Source organism: Nonomuraea sp. GTA35 (assembly GCF_041950525.1).
GTDB lineage: Bacteria > Actinomycetota > Actinomycetes > Streptosporangiales > Streptosporangiaceae > Nonomuraea.
This window is the reverse complement of the sequence record NZ_JBGNUV010000015.1, coordinates 131,251-150,060: the sequence shown is the minus strand read 5'-3', so window position 1 is coordinate 150,060 and position 18,810 is coordinate 131,251. Positions and strand designations below refer to the sequence as shown.

Sequence of the window (18,810 nt, the reverse complement as noted above, 5' to 3'; positions counted from 1 at the left end):
GTGCGCAAACCGTTGGTGTGCTTAGCCGTGTTAGCGCTCACAGCCTCGCTGGGCGCAGCGCCTTCGTACGCGGACGAGGCCCTGGGCATGCCGGTCTTCACCGGGGCCGACCCGGTGCCGGCCGAGCCCGTGGGCTACCACCCGCGCAAGATGATGGAGCAGATCTACGACAAGGAGAAGGGCGGCGACTCGTACTGGATCGACCGCATGCTCGCCCGCCCCGGTGACGACCCGGCGGGGCCGTGGCTGATGACGCGCGGGCGGGCGCTGTTCATGAAGGAGCACGACCCGTCGGTGCTCGGTTTCGGCGGGCACGTGGCGTACTGGGAGAGCATCGACAACCGCGACGCCTACGAGATCTCGCTCGGCTCCCCGCTCGCCGAGAACGTCGCCGAGCGCCTGCAGATGCCCAGCCACTGGACCGGCAAGTACAGCGGCGACGGGCTCGCGGTCGGGGTCAAGAAGTTCATCACCCACGAGAACGTGGCCGTGACGACCCTGGAGATCACCAACACCGGCGCCGAGCCGCGTACCGTGCCCGTCACGGTCACCTCGCCCTACGCCAGGAAGGCCGACGGTGACCGGGAGCTGACCGGCGCGGTGTGGGCCAGGAACAAGCTGACCACGATCTTCCCCCGGCTCAGCGGCGACGGCCTGAAGGTGTCGGACGGCACGCTGAAGGGCTCGCTGACCGTGGAGCCCGGCAAGACCGTGCGGACCAAGGTGCAGATGGGCTTCGTCACCGACGAGCTGCCGAGGTCGCGCGCGGAGTACGACGGCTACAAGGGCCGCTCGCCGCAGCAGGCGCTGCGCCGCCAGCTCCAGGACTACAACGCCTGGTGGGCCGAGAACCTGCCCTACATCGACGTGCCCGACGAGAACATCAAGAAGTTCGTCTACTACCGCTGGTGGCTGATGCGCTTCAACTTCCTCGACGCCGACATCCCCGGCAACGACTTCCAGTTCCCCACGTCGGTGGAGGGCGCGCTGGGCTACAACAACGCGATCGTGCTGACCGTGCCGATGTTCGTGCAGGACCTGAAGTACCTGCGGGACCCGATCTACTCGTACGGGCCGTGGGTGTCGGCGGGCGAGGTGTCGCGCAGCTCGAAGTACACCGACAACCCCGGCGACCCGGAGAACTGGTCGAACAGCTACACGCAGTACATCTCGGCAGCGGCCCTGGAGAGCTACCAGATCCACGGCGGGCAACCGTCGATCCTGCGCAACCTGGCCAGGTACGCCGAGAAGGACGTGTACGGCCAGCTCGACGCGTACGACTCCAACGGCAACGGGGTCATCGAGTACGACTGGGAGGCCATGACGGGCAACGACGCCGACGCGGTGTCGTTCCACTACTACGACCGGGCCAACGAGCGGCTCGAAGGCGCCTACGTCTACGCCAACGCGGTGGCGGCGGCGCAGGCGTACGAGCTGGCCGGCGACGCCGCCAAGGCCGCCGAGCTGCGCGGCGTGGCCGACAAGGTGAAGAACGGCGTCCTGACCCTGCTGTGGGACGAGCAGAACAAGCTGTTCAAGCACCGCGACCTGCAGACGGGCAACCTGATCCCGTGGAAGGAGTCCAACAACTACATCCCGTACGCGGCCGGCCTCGTCCCCACCGATGACCCGAAATATCGGGAAGCCTTGAGGTTGTGGGCCGATCCGGCGGAATATCCGATCTTCCCGGCGTACACGGCCAACCAGAAGGACAAGGCGGAGGCCGCCGCCGCGGGCCACCCGGGCACCAACAACTTCTCCCAGATCAACTCCACCCGGAACTTCGCGCTGTTCTCCAAGGCGATGCGCCAGTACGAGACCCCGTACATCACGGCCGAGCAGTACAAGCAGCTCCTGTACTGGAACGCCTGGTCGCAGTACGTCGGCGGCGACACCCGCTACCCCGACGCCAACGAGTACTGGGCCAACTGGAACCCGCAGACCAAGACCATCGGCTACCGCTCCTGGATCCACCACACGATCCTGGGCAGCAGCAACTGGACCGTCATCGAGGACGTCATGGGCCTGCGCCCGCGCTCGGACGGCAAGGTCGAGCTGTGGCCGGTGGACATCGGCTGGGACCACTTCACCGTCAACGGCGTCAACTACCGCGGCGCCGACCTGACCATCGTCTGGGACAAGCCGGGCGACGGCACCAGGCACTACGCCGGGGTGCCCGAGGGGTACTCGATCCTGATCGACGGCAAGCGCAAGGTCACGCTCTCCGGCCTCGCGCACGCGACCTGGGACCCGAGGACCGGCAAGGTCGAGGGCGGCACGGTGGTGCACGCGGAGAAGGCTTCGCTCAAGTCCCCCACCGACGTCGAGCTGACCGGCGACCGCATCGAGGACCTGTTCCGTAAGGCCGGCGTGGACCTGCGCAGCACCCGCCAGAACCTGGTCGGATCCGCCACCGCCTCCCACGGCGACCCGGCGGGGGCCGTGGACGGCTTCACCGTCAACGCACCCGTCTGGGACTCCAAGGGCTCGGGCAACCCCCAGGACTGGCTGGAGGTGGACCTCGGCTCGCCCCGGAAGGTCGACCAGCTCAAGCTGTACTTCTACAACGACCGCAAGACCTCCGGCGAGCCCGCCTTCTACTCGGTGCAGTACCTCGACGGCGGCACCTGGAAGGACGTGCCGAGGCAGGACAAGCGGCCGCTCCACCCCCGGGCCAACCTCAACGAGGTGCGCTTCCCGGCCGTCACCGCCCAGAAGCTGCGCGTGCTGGTCACGCACCGGCCCGGGTACGCGACCGGCCTGAAGGAGGTGCAGGCCTACCGGGCGGGCGCGGACGTGGGCCGGGTCACCAACCAGGCGCCGTCCGTGGTGCCCGTCGTCGATCCCGCGTTCACCCGCCCGGGCCAGGCCAGGATCGAGGCCGTGGTCAAGGACGACGCGCTGCCCAAGGGCACGCTGACCATGCAGTGGTCCAAGGTGGACGGGCCCGGTGAGGCGTACTTCACCGACCCGACCGGCCCGGCCACGGTGATCGCGTTCTCGGCGCCGGGGCCGTACACGCTGGAGCTGACCGCCACGGACGGCGCGAAGACCACCACCGCCACCGTGAACGTCACCGCCACCGACCAGGCCACCCAGGTCAACGTCGCCCCCAAGGCCACGCCCACCGCCTCCTACACCTCACCGTGGGAGCGCGTCACCGCCGTCAACGACGACATCGACCCGCCACGCTCCAACGACGCGGCCAACCCGCGCTGGGGCACCTGGCCGCAGCAGGGCACGCAGTGGGTCCAGCTCGACTGGCCCGCCCCCGTCCAGGTGAACAAGGCGGAGGTGTACTTCTTCGACGACGGCGGCGGCGTGCGCGTGCCCGCCTCGTGGAAGATCCAGCAGTGGGACGGCGACTCCTTCGAGGACGTCACCGGCGCGCAGTCCTACCCGACGGCCGTCGACGCCTACAACACCGTCTCCTTCGACACCGTCACCACCTCGCGCCTGCGCGTCCAGCTCGAATCGGGCGGCGCGTCGGTCGGCCTGCTGGAGGTCAAGGTGTACGAGGTGCCGCCGGACGCGGTGCGCCCCGTCCACGTGCCCACCCTGGTGGACACGCTGCCGGAGCTGCCCGCCACGGTCGAGACCCTGTACGCCGACGGCTCCCGCGGCCGGACCGCCGTCACCTGGCAGCAGGTGACGCCGGAGCAGGTCAGGACGGGCGGCACCAGCTTCACCGTCACCGGCCTGGCCGAAGGCGTGCGCGGGCCCGCCCAGGCCACGGTGTACGTCCGCGCCACCGCGGCGGTGACGATCACCTCGATCGCCGAGGAGAGCGTCACGACCCGGGCCGGGGTCGCCCCGTCGCTGCCGGGGACCGTCGTGGCGACGTACAACGACGGGTCGAAGGACAGCTCGGTGGCCGTCACCTGGGAGTCCGTCGATCCCGAGCGGTACGCCCGGCCCGGCACGTTCACCGTGACCGGGCAGGTGACGGGCACAACTGTGACGGCGAAGACCACCGTCACGGTCCAGTAGCGCCTATTCTGTCCTGGCCCCGCCCGTTTCGCGGGGCCAGGACAGGAGCGGGACAGAGCACGATGGCCGAACTCGCCGGGAACAAGCCCACCCGCCTGACGGGCCGGGTCGTCGTCGCGTCCGCCATGGCGGTGGCCTCACCGCTGCTGTCCCTGGCCGCGTTCCTGGTCTGGGCCGGGCTGCCCACCGAGTGGGAGCCCGACAGGACGGTGAGCCCGCAGACGGCCGTCACCTTCACCTTCCCGGCGGTCGGCGCGTTCCTCATCTACCACCGGCCCCGGCTCAACATGGCCTGGCTCATGTGCGCCGGCGGCCTGGCGGCGGCCGTCAGCGACCTGTCCAGCGGGCTGATGTTCCGCCTGGCCGCCGACGGGGAGCTGCTCCTGGCGGGGTGGATGCGGGTGCCGGCCCAGCTCGGGTGGGCGGTGTGCGGGCTGGCGCTCACGATGGTGCTGCCGCTGTACTCGCCTGACGGCCGCCTGCCCTCCAGGCGCTGGCGGCCCGCCCTGTGGCTGGGCTGCGTCGCGATCACCGCCGCGACCGTGCGGTACCTGCTCAGGGTGCCGCCGCCGACCAGCGTGTCGGGGTTGCCCGCGGTGATCCCCAATCCGCTGCGGGTGCCGGCGCTGGCCCCGTACATGGACGTGCTCACGATCGTGAGCTGGGCGGGCATCTACACCGCGATGGCGCTCGCCGCCCTGTCGATGGCGGTGCGGATGCGGCGGGCCGATCCGGTCGGGCGGCGGCAGATCGGCTGGCCGCTGCTCGCGTTCGCCGGGTACATCTTCTTCCTGGTCCTGGGCGCGATCTGGCCGGTGTTCATGTGGCCGGCCATCGCCTGGGCGGCGGCCATCCCGTTCGCGGTGGCGTTCTCCGTGATGCGCTACCGGCTCTACGGGATCGACACCGTCATCAGCCGCGCCATCGTGGCGGCCGGCGTGGTCGTCGTGGTCAGCCTCGTCTACTTCGGCGCGGGCACGCTGTCGAGCCTGGTCGTCTCCGGCTACCACCAGGTGGCCGGGGTCGCGGCCGCGCTGTTCGCCGGCGCGTTCTTCCAGCCGCTGCGGCGGGCGTTGCAGCGGGCCGTGGACCGGCTGCTGTACGGCGCGGTCGGCGACCCCGGCGTGCTGGCCGAGCGGCTGACGCAGGCCGTGCGCGGCGCCGACCCGGCCAGGGCGCTGACCTCGGTGGTGAGCGTGCTGCGCGACGGGCTGGCGGTCGAGGGCGTGGCCGTGGAGGTGGCCGACGGCGAGCCCCGCTACGTGGAGAGCGGCCGCGTCGGGACCGGACCGCGGGAGGTGCCGCTGGTCTGGCACGGGGCGCGGGTCGGCCGCCTGCTCGTCGGCCCGCCCGGGCCGCGCCGCTTCCCCGCCGCGCACAACGAGCGCGTGCTGGCCACGCTCACCCCGTACGCCGCCGACGTGGCGCACGCGGTGCGCATGGCGGCGGACCTGCAGCGCTCGCGCGAGCGCATCCTGACGGCCAGGGAGGAGGAGCGCCGCCGCCTGCGCCGCGACCTGCACGACGGCCTCGGCCAGACCCTCTCGGCCATGGCGATGACCATCAACATGGCCCGCCTGAGCCTGAAGAACTCCCCGGAGGCCGCCGACGAGCTGCTGCGCGAGCTGCACGCGGGCATGAGCGCCGTCACCGGCGACATCCGCGAGCTCGTGTACGGCCTGCGCCCGCCCGCGCTCGACGACCTCGGCCTGGCCCGCGCGGTACGCGACCTGGCCGGGCAGTCCTCGCCCGGCACCGAGATCGAGGTGGAGGTCGAGGGGGATCTGGCGGACCTGCCCGCGGCCGTCGAGGTGGCCGTCTACCGCATCGTCCAGGAGGCGCTGACCAACATCCGCCGGCACGCCGAGGCGTCGCGGGCCAGGATCGTCCTGCAGCGGGAGGAGCCGATGCTGCGGGTGCTGATCGCCGACGACGGCAAGGGGCTGCCCGCGTCGCACCGCGCGGGCGTGGGGCTGGGCTCGATGCGGGAGCGGGCGGCCGAGCTGGGCGGCATCTGCGTGGTGACCGGGGAGCCCGGGGCGGGCACCCGCGTCGAGGTCATGCTCCCGCTCCTGACGACCGGCATGAGCGTTCCCTCCTGACAGCCGGTTCCGCTGACAGCCGGTTCCGCTGCCCGGTCCTGACCGGGGCGCTGGGGCCTTTACCTGGTCGGAGCGGTCGTTTGACGGCCGCACCACCAGCTCTGGAGGCGGCTGCTGGCAGCCTGAGAAGAACGCATTCGTTCGGAGGTGAGCGGGTATGACGCGATTCAGCGTTCCGGCCTGCGTCCTGGTGCTGGCGTCCGCCACCGCCGTGGCGCCGGCCTCCGCGGAGCGGCGGGCTCCGTGCCCTGCGTCCGGCACCACCAAGCCCACCGTCGTGCTGGTCCACGGCGCCTGGGCCGACACCTCGAGCTGGAGCGGCGAGATCCGGGCGCTGCAGCAGTCGGGTCACCTCGTGCGTGCGGTGGGCAACCCGCTGCGCGGCCTGACCGGAGACGCGGGGACCGTGCGCGACTTCCTGCGCACGCTCTCCGGTCCCGTCGTCCTCGTCGGCCACTCCTACGGCGGCTCGGTGATCACCAATGCCGCCGCGGGCGACCCGGACGTCAAGGCCCTCGTGTACGTCAACGCGGCGGCGCCCGCCGTGGGCGAGACGACCGCGCAGCTCAGCGGCTCCGGCTCGGCCCTCGGCGGCGACCCGGCCACCCTGTACGACCGGGCCGCCTACCCCGGTGCGGCAGGCGATGCGGCCGACCTCTACCTGAAACGGGACGTCTTCGTCCGCTCCTTCGCCTCCGACCTGCCCAGGGACACCGCCCACCAGCTCTGGGCGACCCAGCGGGCGGCCTCCACGGCAGCGTTCACGACCCCGTCGAGGGCCGCGGCCTGGCAGGCGATCCCCTCCTGGTACTTCATCGCCACCGGCGACAAGATCATCGTTCCTGCCTCGCAGCGTGCCATGGCCGAGCGGGCCCGCTCCAAGGTCACCGAGTTCGCCGGCGGCTCGCACCTGACCCTCGTCTCGCATCCCGAGGCGGTCACCCGGGTGATCGAGGACGCGATCTGCTCCGTCCGCTGAGGGCCCCGGCGCAGGCGGGGCTGGAGTGGTGGTTTCCTATACACATGCCTGATCTCGTGGTCGACGGCGCCGGCAAGCTGTGCGTGCAGCTGCTCATCGAGCTGCGCGCCCACGTACGCGCCGCCGGGCCGGGCGCCGTGATCCATCTGATCGCCACCGACCCCGCCGCCCCCGTGGACCTGCCGGCGTGGTGCCATCTGACCGGGCACACGTACCTGGGGCCGGTGGAGGGGGCGGAGCGGCCGACGTACGCGCTGCGCGTGGCCGAGTCCGCCAAGGAGACGCAGGGCACGAGACCCTGGCACGCGACTTAAGCGGTTAACGCTCCGCCGGGCGGGCACCATGTCAGGAGGGCGGGGTGACCTACAGTATGGAGGGTTATCCGGTTCAGAGAGGGAGTTCGTGAAGCGACCGACGATCGCCGACATCGCCAGCCGGGCGGGAGTGTCCAAGGTGGCGGTCTCCTACGCGCTCAACGGGCAGCCGGGCGTGTCGGAGGCGACGCGGGCCAGGATCGTCGCCATCGCCGACGAGATCGGCTGGCGGCCCAACAGCGCGGCCCGCGCCCTCAACGGCGCCCGCGCCAACTGCGTGGGCCTCGCGCTCTGCCGGCCCGCGCGCATCCTGGGCGTCGAGCCGTTCTTCATGGAGCTGATCAGCGGCATCGAGGGCGTGCTCGCCGACCGCTCGTACGCGCTGCTGCTCCAGGTCGTCACCAGCCACCAGCAGGAGAGCGAGGTCTACCGCCACTGGTGGGGCGAGAGCCGCATCGACGGGGTGTTCCTGGTGGACCTGCACTACGACGACTCCCGCGTGGCCGAGCTGGAACGGCTCGGCATGCCGGCGGTGGTGATCGGCCATCCCTCCCAGTCGGGCTCGCTGTCGGCCATCTGGTCGGAGGAGGGCGAGGCCGTGCGCGAGACCGTCGGGTACCTGGTGGCGCTGGGGCACCGCCGCATCGCGCGGGTGGCCGGGCTGCCGGAGCTGGTCCACACGACGGTCCGTGACCAGGCGTTCAGGCAGGCGTGCGAGGGCGTGGCCGAGCACGTCATCGTGCACACCGACTACACCGGCGAGGAGGGCGCCAGGGCCACCAGGCGGCTGCTGAGCTCGCCCGACCGGCCCACCGCCATCGTCTACGACAACGACATCATGGCCGTGGCCGGCCTGTCGGTGGCGCAGGAGATGCGGGTGGAGGTGCCCCGCGACCTGTCCATCGTGGCCTGGGACGACTCGCCGCTGGCCCAGGTGGTGCGGCCGCCGCTGACGGCGCTCACCCGCGACATCCCGGCCTACGGCGCCCACGCCGCGCAGCGGCTGCTCGCGCTGATCGCGGGCGAGGACGTGCCGCCGTACGAGGATCAGGCCGCCATCCTCACGCCGCGCGGCAGCACCGGGCCCGCCCCCTCCGGCCCGCAGTAGCCGCAGCTCCCGGCCTCCAGGCCCGCCCGGCTCCGCGGCCTCCCGACTCCAGGGCCCGTCGTGCTCCACGCCGTCCGGCTCCAGGCCCGTCCGGCACGTGTCACGGGCGGGGACCGCGGCTGGCAGACCGCTCGTCCAGGCCCGTGACACGTGCCGTCCCCTCCTCGCGGCACCCATCCCTTTACGGGGAGCCGCCCCTGCGTCCCCCGCGCCGGGGCGACTCCATGGTTACTGAGGCGGGGACGTACGCCCTGAGTACCTCCATACCTAAACGAGATACGAAATTCAGCGAATCGTAACCATGGCACTTGACGACTTTTTTTGTCGGCTTCTCCTCTCTTCACCAGACGGCACTCCCCTACCGGACTCGAGACCCGGCAACGGCGCGTCGCCGACACGGTGGCCAAGCTCGCCGACGGCGTGGGGTGACGGGTGCGTAACGCGGGACGTGGCGGGTAGGGCGGGCGATATGACTGAGGGTTTCGACACCGACATGCTCTGGAACGAGTTCCATCGGGCGGTCAACATGAACTCCGAGGAACTGCGCTCGTACCTGCTCGCCGAGGCCTCCGACGAGGAGGGCTTCCCGCCCGACCCCGACCTGGGGATCGACGAGCTGGGGCGAGGCGTGCTGCATGTCCTGAGCAAGCGCAAGGGCGACCTCACCAAGAGCGATCTCGACGTGATGCGCCAGGTCGTGGAGCTTGTCGAGACCATGGGTGACCGTACGGACGACGACTCGCGGCGCGAGCTCATGTCCGTGGGTCACGACCCACTGAGAGGATGACCCCATGGTCCAGCCGCATCCGTGGATCGAGGGCTACGTACGCGCGTGGAACTCCAACGATCCCGACGACATCGCCGCCCTGTTCACCGACGACGCGGTCTACTACACCGAGCCGTACAGCTCGCCGTGGCAGGGTAAGGACGACATCGTCCGCGAGTGGCTGGGGCGACAGGACAAGCCAGGTGAGGCCACATTCGAGTGGCATCCGGTGAGCGTGACGGAGGACGTGAGCGTCATCCAAGGAGTCACGACATACCCGGACAAAACGTACAGCAACCTCTGGGTGATACGGTTCGCTCCCGACGGGCGATGCCGGGAATTCACCGAATGGTGGATGCGGCACGATGTCAAGTGATGCAATGGGCCGAACCGTCTTCACCCGAGGAGATCCGTTGAGAGACAACCTCGACCTCGCCGCGAGCGCCCAGCAACTGGCCGACGCCGCCCCGACGGGATCGATCGACCGTGCCGCCGCCTCGTCCGTGGCCATCACGCTGGCCACCACCCGCGACATCGACGACGCCAGGCAGACCCTGGACGGCGTCTCGCCGGACGAGGTCAGGCAGGCGGCACTGGCCCTGTTCGACCGTCTCTCGACACAGTAGCCACAGCAGTCAGGCGCTCTCCCGCCGACCACCGTCAGGCGGGAGACCACCAGCCCGCAGGCGTCAGGCGGAAGACCAGCCGGCAGGCATCAGGCGCGACTCCACGGCACGGCGGGCACGGGTGGCGGCCCGCTCGTCGCCGTGCAGCTGGATCGCGTGGTTCAACGCCATGACCACGCCCAGCAACTCGAACACCACCTGTTCCGGATCCGTGCCCGCGGGCAGCTCCCCCGCGTCCACGGCCCGGCCCGCCTCCTTGCCCAGCCGCCCTCGCCAGGCCTCGAACCGGCTCTCCACCGCGTCCCGCACCGCCCCGGGCCGGCCGTCGAACTCGTGCGCCGCCGCCACGAAGAAGCACCCGCCGGGAAAGACCTGACGCTCCAGGTACGAGATCCACGCCTCGCAGAGCACCCGCAACCGCGCCAGTCCCGGCGCGGCGGGCAGGGCGGGCTCCCACACCTCGGCCCGGAAGATCTCCCCGGCCCGCTCCAGGACGGCGAGCTGCAGCGCCTCCTTGGACCCGAAGTGCCCGAGCACGCCCGACTTGCTCATGCCCAGCTCTGTGGCGAGCCGGCCGATGGTCAGCCCTTCGAGCCCCTCCATGGAGGCGATGGCCACCGAGCGGTCGAGGATGGCCGCCCGCGTGCCCAGCGCCTCGGCGACCGACCTGCGCGGGCTCATGCGAGGTCTCCGTCCGTTGGTGGAGCGTTCATGCGAGCCACTTTAGCGTCCGAACGTTCGCTTGCTATAGTCCGCCGCATGAGTGGATCACGACTTGTCGCCACAGGCCACTACCAACCCGCCAAGATCCTGACAAATGACGATCTGGCGGAGCTGGTGGACACCAGCGACGAGTGGATCAGCAAGCGGGTCGGCATCCGCACCAGGCACGTGGCCGAGGACGGCGAGAGCGTCGCCGACCTGGCCACGCACGCCGCCGCCAAGGCGCTGGCCGGCAGCGGCCTGGACGCCTCCGACATCGACCTCGTGCTGGTCGCCACCTGCACCCAGACCGAGCGCGCCCCCAACGTCGCCTCCCGCGTGGCGGCCCGGCTCGGCGTGCCGGGCGGCGCCCTGATGGACCTGGGCGCCTCCTGCTCCGGCTTCACCCACGCCCTGGCCCAGGCCGACCACGCCATCCGCGCGGGCGCCGCCACCCACGCCCTGGTCGTGGGCGCCGACAAGATGACCGCGGTGACCGACTGGACCGACAGGACCACCTGCGTGCTGACGGGCGACGGCGCCGGCGCCGCCGTGGTGAGCGCGTCCGAGGAGGCGCGGATCGGCCCCGTCGTCTGGGGCTCGGCCCCGGAGCTGGGCCGGGCCGTCCGCATCGAGGGCACCCCGACCCGCTTCTCCCAGGACGGCCAGACCGTCTACCGCTGGGCCACCACCCGGCTCCCCGCCATCGCCCGGCAGGCGTGCGAGCGCGGCGGCGTGCGGCCGCAGGACCTGGCGGCGGTGGTCCTGCACCAGGCGAACCTGCGCATCATCGAGCCCATCGCCGACAAGCTCGGCGCGGTCAACGCGATCGTCGCCAGGGACGTGGTGGAGTCGGGGAACACCTCGGCGGCCAGCGTGCCGCTGGCGCTGTCCAAGCTGCTGGAGCGCGGGGAGGTGCCGCAGGGGGCGCCGATGCTGCTGTTCGGCTTCGGCGGCAACCTCTCCTACGCGGGCATGGTCGTCCGCTGCCCCTGATCCTGCACTCCGGCTGGTTGCGCTCAGCGACGAGTGCGAACACTGTGGAGGCATGCCAGGCGTCGACACACTGGACGGTCTGCTCCAGGCCGTCGCCGAGTTCCGTACGGACGACTACGAGCTGCCGGTCGAGAAGGCCGCGCTCGACCGGGCCAGACGCTCGCTGGAGGAGACGGGGCTGCTGCTGCTCGGCGAGGTGCACGGGGTCAGGGAGAACCCGCTGATCATCCTCGGCCTCATGCGGGCGCTCGATTTGACCCATCTCGCCCTGGAATGGCCGGAGACCTTGAAGCCGCAGCTCGACGGCTACCTGGCCGACGGCAGGGGGCTCGACCATCCGCTGTGGTGGCTCGGCGACGGGCGCGTGACGGCGGGGCACTTCGCCGTGCTCAAGTCCGTCCCGGAGCTGTCGGTCACGCTGTTCGACGGGGGGATGTTCACCGGCGACTGGTCGCAGCGCGACGCGCTGATGGCCGAACGGGTGCTGACCGCCCACATCGAGCCCGCGCTGGTCGTGGCCGGCAACGCCCACACGCTCATCTCGCCGACCGAGCTGGGGCTGCCGATGGGGGCCTGCCTGGCCAGCGCGCGACCGGCGCTGGAGAGCGTGCGCATCCAGTACGGCAACGGCACCTACTACACCATCGAGCCGCGGCAGAGCAGGGGGTACGCGGCGGTGGCGGGGCTGCACGCGGCCGACGCGGAGCTGCTCGTCGGGCTGCCGGAGTTCGGCGAGGCCACGGTGCCGCACCTGCCGGTCGAGCTGCTGCGGGACCGGCTCGGCCGCTGAACGCCGGTACGGCGGGGTCGCGCGGGTGCGTACTGTTGACCCCGCGCGCAGTCGTGGAGGGTGGATGCGGGTCGGGATTCTGGGGCCGCTGCGGGTGGCGGGGAGCGAGCTCGGCGCGCCCCGCCATGCCGGTGACCGGCCCGCTCGTCACACCGGTGACCGGCCCACTCGTCACACCGGTGACCGGCCCACTCGTCACGGCGGGGTCGGGCCCGCTCGTCACGGCGGCGGTGGTCAGGGGCGCAGGCGGTGGAACAGCTCGACCCTGGCGTGGTGGTATTCGAGGTCTTCCGCGTCGTGCCGCACCCCGGCGCGCACGGCCTTGTGGAAGTAGGCGTACTCCCTGCGGAGTTTGTGCCGGACGAGCTGGGCCAGCGACTCCTCGTCCAGGCGCGCCGCCGTGCCGCCCGCCTCGTGGTAGGCGGCCACGAACTCCTCGCTCGGCCCCGCCAGGTCGTCGCCCCATTCCAGGGCGGCGGCGGCCAGGTCCAGCTCCGGGGCGCCGACGAAGCACTCGTCCCAGTCGAGGACCGCCACGAGCTCGCCGTCCCTGGCCAGGGTGTTGCCGGTGTAGTAGTCGCCGTGCAGCGGGTGGCGGCGCGGGTGCCGGGTGTGGAAGTCCGCCAGCCAGCGGTCGAGGTCGGGGTCGTCCAGCCCGGCGGCGTCCTGGGGCGGCTCGCCGTACAGGCCGGGCTCCTGGAAGGCGGGCACCGGGCGCGGGCCGGGGTCGAAGCCGGACAGCGCCGTGTGCAGCCTGGCCAGCAGGCGGGCGCCCGCCGCGCGCTGGGCGGGCACGTCGGAGTCGGGCCAGGAGCCCTCGACGTACGGCCAGCAGGAGATGGGGCGGCCGGCCACCACGACGACGGTCGTTCCCTCCGAGGTGGTCAGCGGGGCGACGGCCTCGGGTAGAGTGACGGCGGCGTGCCGGGCGATCCTATGGCACCATTCCAGCTCGCCGACGGCACGCCCCTCTGGACCGATCCTGATCACGTGACCGTCGAGGCGGTAGGCGGCGGATTCCTCTCCGCCGTGCAGGCGCTCGGCCGTTCCCCCGAGACCCCAGGTCGCGGTTACGGCCTCGCGGATCCCGGAGGTGAGGGGCGTGTTGACGTAGATCACATCGCCAGGCTACGTGCTTCCGGTTTGACGGCGGATGCGCGATGGTTAGGGCAACTTGCACCGTGAGGTAAGGAGAGCAGTGGCCAGTCCTGGCACCATCGACACTCGAGGCAGTGACTTCGCCCGACTAGCCCATCGCATCGCGGACGCCGGTCTCCTCGACCGGCGTCCCGTTTATTACGCCATCCGAACGAGCATCGCGGCCGTCGTGTACGCCGGCGGCTGGGCCCTGTTCATCTGGGTGGGCGACTCCTGGTTGCAACTTCTCGTCGCAGCCGCGCTGGCCGTGGTCTTCGCCCAGTTCGGCTTCCTCGCCCATGACCTCGGGCACCGGCAGGTCTTCAGGACGCGGCGGCCGAGCGACATCATGGGCCTGATCCTCGGCAACTTCGCCATCGGTCTCGGCTGGGGCTGGTGGACCACCAAGCACAACAAGCACCACGCCAACCCCAACCACGAGGACCACGACCCCGACGTCTCACCGGCCGTGATCGTCTGGTCGGAGGACCAGGCCGCCCGGAGCACCGGCCTGCCCCGCTTCATCGCGAAATATCAGGCCTTCTGGTTCTTTCCGCTGCTCACGCTGGAGGCCTGGCACCTTCACATCGCCAGTTTCAAGGCGCTGTTCCAGCCCACGACCAAGCGGCGCGGCCTGGAGCTGACACTGCTCCTCGCCCACTTCGTGCTCTACTTCGGCGTGGTCTTCACCGTGCTGCCCTTCGGCAAGGCGTTGCTGTTCCTCGCCGTGCACCAGGGGCTGTTCGGGATCTATCTCGGCTCCACGTTCGCGCCGAACCACAAGGGAATGCCCGTGCTCACCAAGGAGGACAAGCTGGACTTCCTCCGCAAGCAGGTGCTGACCTCCCGCAACGTGCGCGGCAACCTGTTCACCGACGTGGCGCTCGGCCAGCTCAACTACCAGATCGAGCACCACCTGTTCCCCAACATGCCGGCCCCGAACCTGCGCAAGGCCCAGCCCATCGTCGAGCGCTACTGCAGGGAGATCGGCGTCGACTATCTCCAGACCGGCCTCATCGAGTCGTACGGGCAGGCACTGAGACACCTGCACGAGGTCGGCGCGCCCCTTCGCTGACCTGCTCATGGGCGCCCCTCACCGGGCGCCCTCCTCCTCCAGCCGCTGGATCAGCCGGTCGCGGCGGCGTTCGAGCTGGGCGATCAGCTCGACCTGCTCGTCCGCCTGGCTGATCATCGCCGAGACCTCGATCTGGTCGGTCGCGCCCATGTCGCGGATCTGGTCGCGCACGTCCTGGTTCTCGGCTCGCAACCGGGTCAGGTCCTCTTCGACCCGCCGTAGTTCGTCCTTTGTACTCATTCAACGGCTCTACCCAGAAGTGCCGCCGCGATTACCGGGCCCTGTCAACCGGCCGCGTGCGCAAACGTACAGAATAAGGGGCATGCGCAGGCTTTCGCCCGGCACGATCGTGTCACTCGTGACCATCATCGCCGTGCTGGCCGGGTCCTTGTTCGCCGTCGGCGGCTCCGGCCGGCTGAACGCCCTGGACGTCGTGCTGCCGGTGGCCGCCTGCGGCGCGTTGCTGGCGCGGGAGCGCTACCCGGTCGCGGCGCTGATCGTGGTGGCGGTCTCGGTGGCCGCCTACTACCCGTACGCGGGGGCCGACGGGCCGCTCATCGTGATGTTGTTCGTCACCCTCTACACGGCGGCCGACCGCGGCCATCTCACCGCCGCCATCGCCACGGGCGCGGCGGCGCTGCTGGCCATGGGGTTCGGCGAGACCGGCGGAATCCGGCACGTGGACAACGCCACGTTCGTCTCGATCACCGGGTGGGTGGTCGCCTCCATCGCGTTCGGCGGGGTCACCCGCAACCGCCGCGCGTACCTGTCCGAGGCCCGCCAGCACGCGCTCGATGCCCTGCTGACCAAGGAGGAGGAGGCCAGGCGGCGGGCCAGCGAGGAGCGGCTGCGCATCGCCAGGGAGCTGCACGACGTGCTCGGGCACAACATCTCGATGATCAACGTGCAGGCGTCCGCGGCGCTGCACGGGATCAGGAAGCGGCCGGAGCACGCCGAGGCGGCGCTGCGCACGATCAAGGAGACCAGCAAGGAGACGCTGCGCGAGCTGCGGACCACCCTCGGCGTGCTGCGCCAGGTGGACGAGGACGCGCCGGTCGCCCCCGCCGACAGCCTGGCGCGGGTGGACACGCTGGTCGCGGCGTCGGGGCTGAAGGTGCGTACGGAGCTGTCGGGGCCGCTCGGCGCCCTGCCGACCGAGGTGGACCTGGCCGCCACCCGCATCGTCAGGGAGGCGTTGACGAACGTCGCCCGCCACTCGGGCACGGAGCACGCCACCCTCGCGATCACCAACGAGGCCGGACATGTCATCATCACCGTGGAGGACGACGGGCCCGGCGCCACGTACGACGGGGGCAGCGGCTTCGGGATCCAGGGCATGCGCGAGCGCGCGACCGCGCTCGGCGGCACGCTGGAGGCCGGCCCCCGCCCCGAGGGCGGCTTCCGCGTCACCGCCCGCCTGCCACTGACCCAGCCGACGAACGGGGCTCGATGATCCGCGTACTGCTCGCCGACGACCAGACCCTGGTACGGGCCGGGTTCCGGTCCATACTCAGCGACGAGGACGACATCGAGGTGGTGGCCGAGGCCGCCAACGGCGCGGAGGCGATCGCCGGGGCGCGCGAGCACCGGCCGGACGTGGTGCTCATGGACATCCGCATGCCCGAGCTCGACGGCCTGGAGGCCACCCGCCGCATCGCGGGCGACCCGGCGCTGGACGGCGTCAAGGTGATCATCCTGACCACGTTCGACCTCGACGACTACGTCTACGGCGCGCTGCGGGCGGGCGCGGGCGGCTTCCTGGTCAAGGACACCGAGCCGGCCGAGCTGATCCACGCCGTGAGGGTCGTGGCCAGGGGTGACGCGCTGATCGCGCCCTCGATCACGCGGCGGCTGATCGCCGAGTTCGCCGGCCGGGTCAAGCGGCCGGATCCGGGCCCCGAGCTGAACGCGCTCACCGAGCGGGAGCGCGAGGTCATGACGCTGGTGGCCGCCGGGCTGTCCAACGACGAGATCGCGGCCCGCCTCGTGCTCAGCCCCGCCACGGCGAAGACGCACGTCAGCCGGATCATGACCAAGCTGCGCGTGCGTGACAGGGCGCAGCTCGTGGTCATCGCGTACGAGGCCGGCATGATCACGCCGGGCTGGCTTACTCCCTGAGTCGTACGCCGGCCGGCCTCGTGCGACCCGGGATGTAAGTCGGGTGCCCGCCCCGGCATGACGCGGCGGGCACGACCGTACCGGGAGGGTCTGCGGTATGGACATCGTGGACCTCGCCCGCCTGCAGTTCGCGCTCACGGCGGGCGCGCACTTCCTGTTCGTGGCGTTGACGCTCGGGCTGGCGACGCTGGTCGCCGTCGTCCAGACCCGCGCCACCTTCAGCGGCGACCCCGTGCACCTGCGGATGACGCGGTTCTGGGGCCAGCTCTACATCACCAACTACGCGATGGGCATCGTCACCGGGCTGGTGATGGAGTTCCAGCTCGGGCTGTCGTGGAGCGGGCTGACCGAGTACGCGGGCGACGTGTTCGGGTCGGCGCTGGCCATCGAGACGCTGGTGGCGTTCTTCGTCGAGTCCACGTTCCTGGGGTTGTGGATCTTCGGCTGGAACAAGCTGAACCGGTGGGCGCACCTGGCGCTGATCTGGGTGGTGACGCTGACCGCGTACGCGTCGGCGTTCTGGATCATGGTCGCCAACGGCTTCCTGCAGAACCCGGTCGGGCACGTGCTGGAGGGCGGCCGGCTGCGGCTGACGGACTTCGGCGCCATGGTGGCCAACCCGGCTGCGCAGGTGGCGTTCTGGCACGTGCTGGTCGGGGCGATGGTCGTCGGCGGGTTCTTCATGGCCGGGGTGAGCGCGTACCACCTGCGCCGGCGCACCGCCGAGCAGGACCTGTTCCGCAAGTCGCTGCGCATCGGGTTGGGCCTGGCGCTGCCCGCCACCTTCGTCAACGCGGCGATCGGCGGGATGTCGTTCGAGACCATGCAGCCCACGAAGGTCGCCGCGTGGGTGGGCACCCCGGAACGGCTGGCGGCCGCGCAGGCGGAGATGGTGGCCAGGCTCGGGCCCGGGGACTACCTGCCGGACGTGGGCCTGGTGAAGGCGGCCGGGCTGGCGATGATCCTGCTGTGGCTGGTGATGATGCTGGTGGCGCTGCCGAGCTTCCTGCTCATGCTCTTCCGGCCGGCGGTGCGGGGGTTCCGGCCGTGGCACTGGCTGCTGACGCTGATGATCCCCGTTCCGTTCGTGGCCATGTTGTGCGGCTGGGTCTTCCGCGAGCTGGGCCGCCAGCCGTGGGTGGTGTACGGGCTGCTGACGACGTCCGACGCCATGTCACCGGTGACCGGGGGACAGATGGTCTTCTCGCTGACGGCGTTCGTCACGGTGTTCGCGATCCTGATCATGGTCAACTACTGGCTGCTGGCCAGGCAGGCGCGGCGCGGGCCCGGCGCGGTGGCGCTGGGCGACCGGCCGGTCGACGCCCCCGTTCCTGCTCCTTCGTTCTAGGGGACGCTTGTCATGGAGATCTTCGTTCTGGGCTTCTTCGCGATCGGTTACCTCGTGCTGGCCGGCGCGGACATCGGGGTCGGCATGGCGCTGCCGTACCTGGGCCGGTCGGCGGGCGAGCGGCGCGAGGTGATCGCCGCGATCGCGCCGTTCTTCCTGGGCAACGAGGTGTGGCTGGTGGCCACGGCGGGCGTGCTGGCCGGGCTGTTCCCCCGGCTGGAGGGCGAGCTGCTGCACGGCAACCACACGGTGGTGGTGACGCTGCTGCTGGCCTGGGTCGTGCGGGACATGGGGCTGTGGCTGCGCGGGCGCCTGCCCGTGGCGCGCTGGCAGGTGTTCTGGGACGGCGCGATCGTGGCCGGGAGCTGGGGGCTGGCGCTGAGCTGGGGCGCGCTGCTGGCCCACGTGCTGCTCGGCATCGAGGGGCCGATGGCACTGCTGCCCGCGCTGGTGCTGGCCGCGCTGTTCGGCACGCACGGGCTGACGTTCGCGGCGCTGCGGCTGCGCGGGACGCTGCGGGAGCGGGCCGCGGTGCTCGCGGGCGGGGCCGGGGAGGGGCGCACCTACGCGCTGACCTCGGTGGTGCTGGTGGTCGTGGGGGTGCTGGCCGGGCTCCGGCTGCCGCTGGAGCCCGGCACGTCGGGGCCGCTGCTGGTGCCGGTCGTCCTGACGCTGATCCCGTTCCTGGTGGCGGCCCAGGCGTGGGTGTGGTGGACGTTCAGGCATCGGGTGAGCGGGCCCTCCTACCTGTGAACAGGG

The 18,810-nt window shown here is 71.2% G+C and carries 18 protein-coding genes; 15 read left to right on the top strand and 3 right to left on the bottom strand.

Translation table 11 applies throughout. The features are described from left to right. Window positions 1-27 precede the first annotated feature (27 nt). From ACBJ32_RS46675 to ACBJ32_RS46640, 8 genes are all read left to right on the top strand, one after another. A complete protein-coding gene (locus ACBJ32_RS46675) occupies window positions 28-3,990 on the top strand; it encodes an Ig-like domain-containing protein (protein WP_375132335.1) in 3,963 nt (1,320 codons plus the stop codon). A 62-nt stretch (window positions 3,991-4,052) separates the two neighbouring features. After that, window positions 4,053-6,092 (top strand): sensor histidine kinase, encoded by a 2,040-nt coding sequence (locus ACBJ32_RS46670; RefSeq protein ID WP_375132334.1) that lies wholly within the window; start codon window positions 4,053-4,055, stop codon window positions 6,090-6,092. A 157-nt stretch (window positions 6,093-6,249) separates the two neighbouring features. Then, window positions 6,250-7,071 carry an alpha/beta fold hydrolase gene (locus ACBJ32_RS46665; RefSeq protein WP_375132333.1) on the top strand — a complete coding sequence of 274 codons (822 nt, stop codon included), beginning with the start codon at window positions 6,250-6,252 and terminating at the stop codon, window positions 7,069-7,071. A 44-nt stretch (window positions 7,072-7,115) separates the two neighbouring features. Next, complete coding sequence (locus tag ACBJ32_RS46660) at window positions 7,116-7,385, top strand: sulfurtransferase TusA family protein (RefSeq protein ID WP_375132332.1); 270 nt, start codon at window positions 7,116-7,118, stop codon at window positions 7,383-7,385. An 88-nt stretch (window positions 7,386-7,473) separates the two neighbouring features. After that, window positions 7,474-8,493, top strand: coding sequence for a LacI family DNA-binding transcriptional regulator (locus ACBJ32_RS46655; protein ID WP_375132331.1), 1,020 nt, complete (start codon window positions 7,474-7,476; stop codon window positions 8,491-8,493). Window positions 8,494-8,962: 469 nt separating this feature from the next. Beyond that, window positions 8,963-9,280 (top strand): DUF3140 domain-containing protein, encoded by a 318-nt coding sequence (locus ACBJ32_RS46650; protein WP_357893095.1) that lies wholly within the window; start codon window positions 8,963-8,965, stop codon window positions 9,278-9,280. 4 nt (window positions 9,281-9,284) lie between these two features. Further along, a complete protein-coding gene (locus tag ACBJ32_RS46645; RefSeq protein ID WP_357893093.1) occupies window positions 9,285-9,635 on the top strand; it encodes a nuclear transport factor 2 family protein in 351 nt (116 codons plus the stop codon). Window positions 9,636-9,672: 37 nt separating this feature from the next. Then, window positions 9,673-9,885 (top strand): hypothetical protein, encoded by a 213-nt coding sequence (locus tag ACBJ32_RS46640; protein WP_357893091.1) that lies wholly within the window; start codon window positions 9,673-9,675, stop codon window positions 9,883-9,885. A 63-nt stretch (window positions 9,886-9,948) separates the two neighbouring features. Here ACBJ32_RS46640 and ACBJ32_RS46635 read toward each other — a convergent pair whose 3' ends face one another. Beyond that, on the bottom strand, window positions 9,949-10,566 hold the full coding sequence (locus ACBJ32_RS46635; protein WP_375132330.1) for a TetR/AcrR family transcriptional regulator: 618 nt from the start codon (window positions 10,564-10,566) through the stop codon (window positions 9,949-9,951). A 78-nt stretch (window positions 10,567-10,644) separates the two neighbouring features. Here ACBJ32_RS46635 and ACBJ32_RS46630 point away from each other — a divergent pair, with 78 nt between their 5' ends. Together ACBJ32_RS46630 and ACBJ32_RS46625 are read left to right on the top strand one after the other, a co-directional pair. Further along, entirely contained in the window at window positions 10,645-11,583 is a 939-nt protein-coding gene (locus tag ACBJ32_RS46630; RefSeq protein WP_375132329.1) for a beta-ketoacyl-ACP synthase III, read from the top strand. Between the two features lie 52 nt (window positions 11,584-11,635). Continuing rightward, window positions 11,636-12,373 (top strand): hypothetical protein, encoded by a 738-nt coding sequence (locus ACBJ32_RS46625; protein ID WP_375132328.1) that lies wholly within the window; start codon window positions 11,636-11,638, stop codon window positions 12,371-12,373. Window positions 12,374-12,607: 234 nt separating this feature from the next. Here the strand turns inward: ACBJ32_RS46625 and ACBJ32_RS46620 are convergent, their stop codons facing one another. Continuing rightward, a complete protein-coding gene (locus ACBJ32_RS46620; protein WP_375132327.1) occupies window positions 12,608-13,492 on the bottom strand; it encodes a phosphotransferase enzyme family protein in 885 nt (294 codons plus the stop codon). Window positions 13,493-13,571: 79 nt separating this feature from the next. Between ACBJ32_RS46620 and ACBJ32_RS46615 the strand changes: the two genes are divergently transcribed. Beyond that, on the top strand, window positions 13,572-14,585 hold the full coding sequence (locus ACBJ32_RS46615) for a fatty acid desaturase family protein (RefSeq protein ID WP_375132326.1): 1,014 nt from the start codon (window positions 13,572-13,574) through the stop codon (window positions 14,583-14,585). Between the two features lie 18 nt (window positions 14,586-14,603). Here the strand turns inward: ACBJ32_RS46615 and ACBJ32_RS46610 are convergent, their stop codons facing one another. Next, complete coding sequence (locus tag ACBJ32_RS46610; protein ID WP_357893082.1) at window positions 14,604-14,825, bottom strand: hypothetical protein; 222 nt, start codon at window positions 14,823-14,825, stop codon at window positions 14,604-14,606. A gap of 82 nt (window positions 14,826-14,907) precedes the next feature. On the opposite strand from ACBJ32_RS46610, the gene ACBJ32_RS46605 reads away from it, so the two are divergent. The 4 genes from ACBJ32_RS46605 to ACBJ32_RS46590 all read left to right on the top strand — a co-directional run bounded on the left by ACBJ32_RS46605 (window position 14,908) and on the right by ACBJ32_RS46590 (window position 18,804). After that, window positions 14,908-16,038 carry a sensor histidine kinase gene (locus ACBJ32_RS46605; protein ID WP_375132325.1) on the top strand — a complete coding sequence of 377 codons (1,131 nt, stop codon included), beginning with the start codon at window positions 14,908-14,910 and terminating at the stop codon, window positions 16,036-16,038. Next, window positions 16,035-16,703, top strand: a complete 669-nt coding sequence (locus ACBJ32_RS46600; protein ID WP_375132324.1) for a response regulator — start codon at window positions 16,035-16,037, stop codon at window positions 16,701-16,703. Before ACBJ32_RS46605 ends, ACBJ32_RS46600 begins: the two co-directional genes overlap by 4 nt. A gap of 97 nt (window positions 16,704-16,800) precedes the next feature. Further along, on the top strand, window positions 16,801-18,051 hold the full coding sequence (locus ACBJ32_RS46595) for a cytochrome ubiquinol oxidase subunit I (protein ID WP_375132323.1): 1,251 nt from the start codon (window positions 16,801-16,803) through the stop codon (window positions 18,049-18,051). A gap of 12 nt (window positions 18,052-18,063) precedes the next feature. Beyond that, on the top strand, window positions 18,064-18,804 hold the full coding sequence (locus ACBJ32_RS46590) for a cytochrome d ubiquinol oxidase subunit II (protein ID WP_375132322.1): 741 nt from the start codon (window positions 18,064-18,066) through the stop codon (window positions 18,802-18,804). Window positions 18,805-18,810 lie beyond the last annotated feature (6 nt).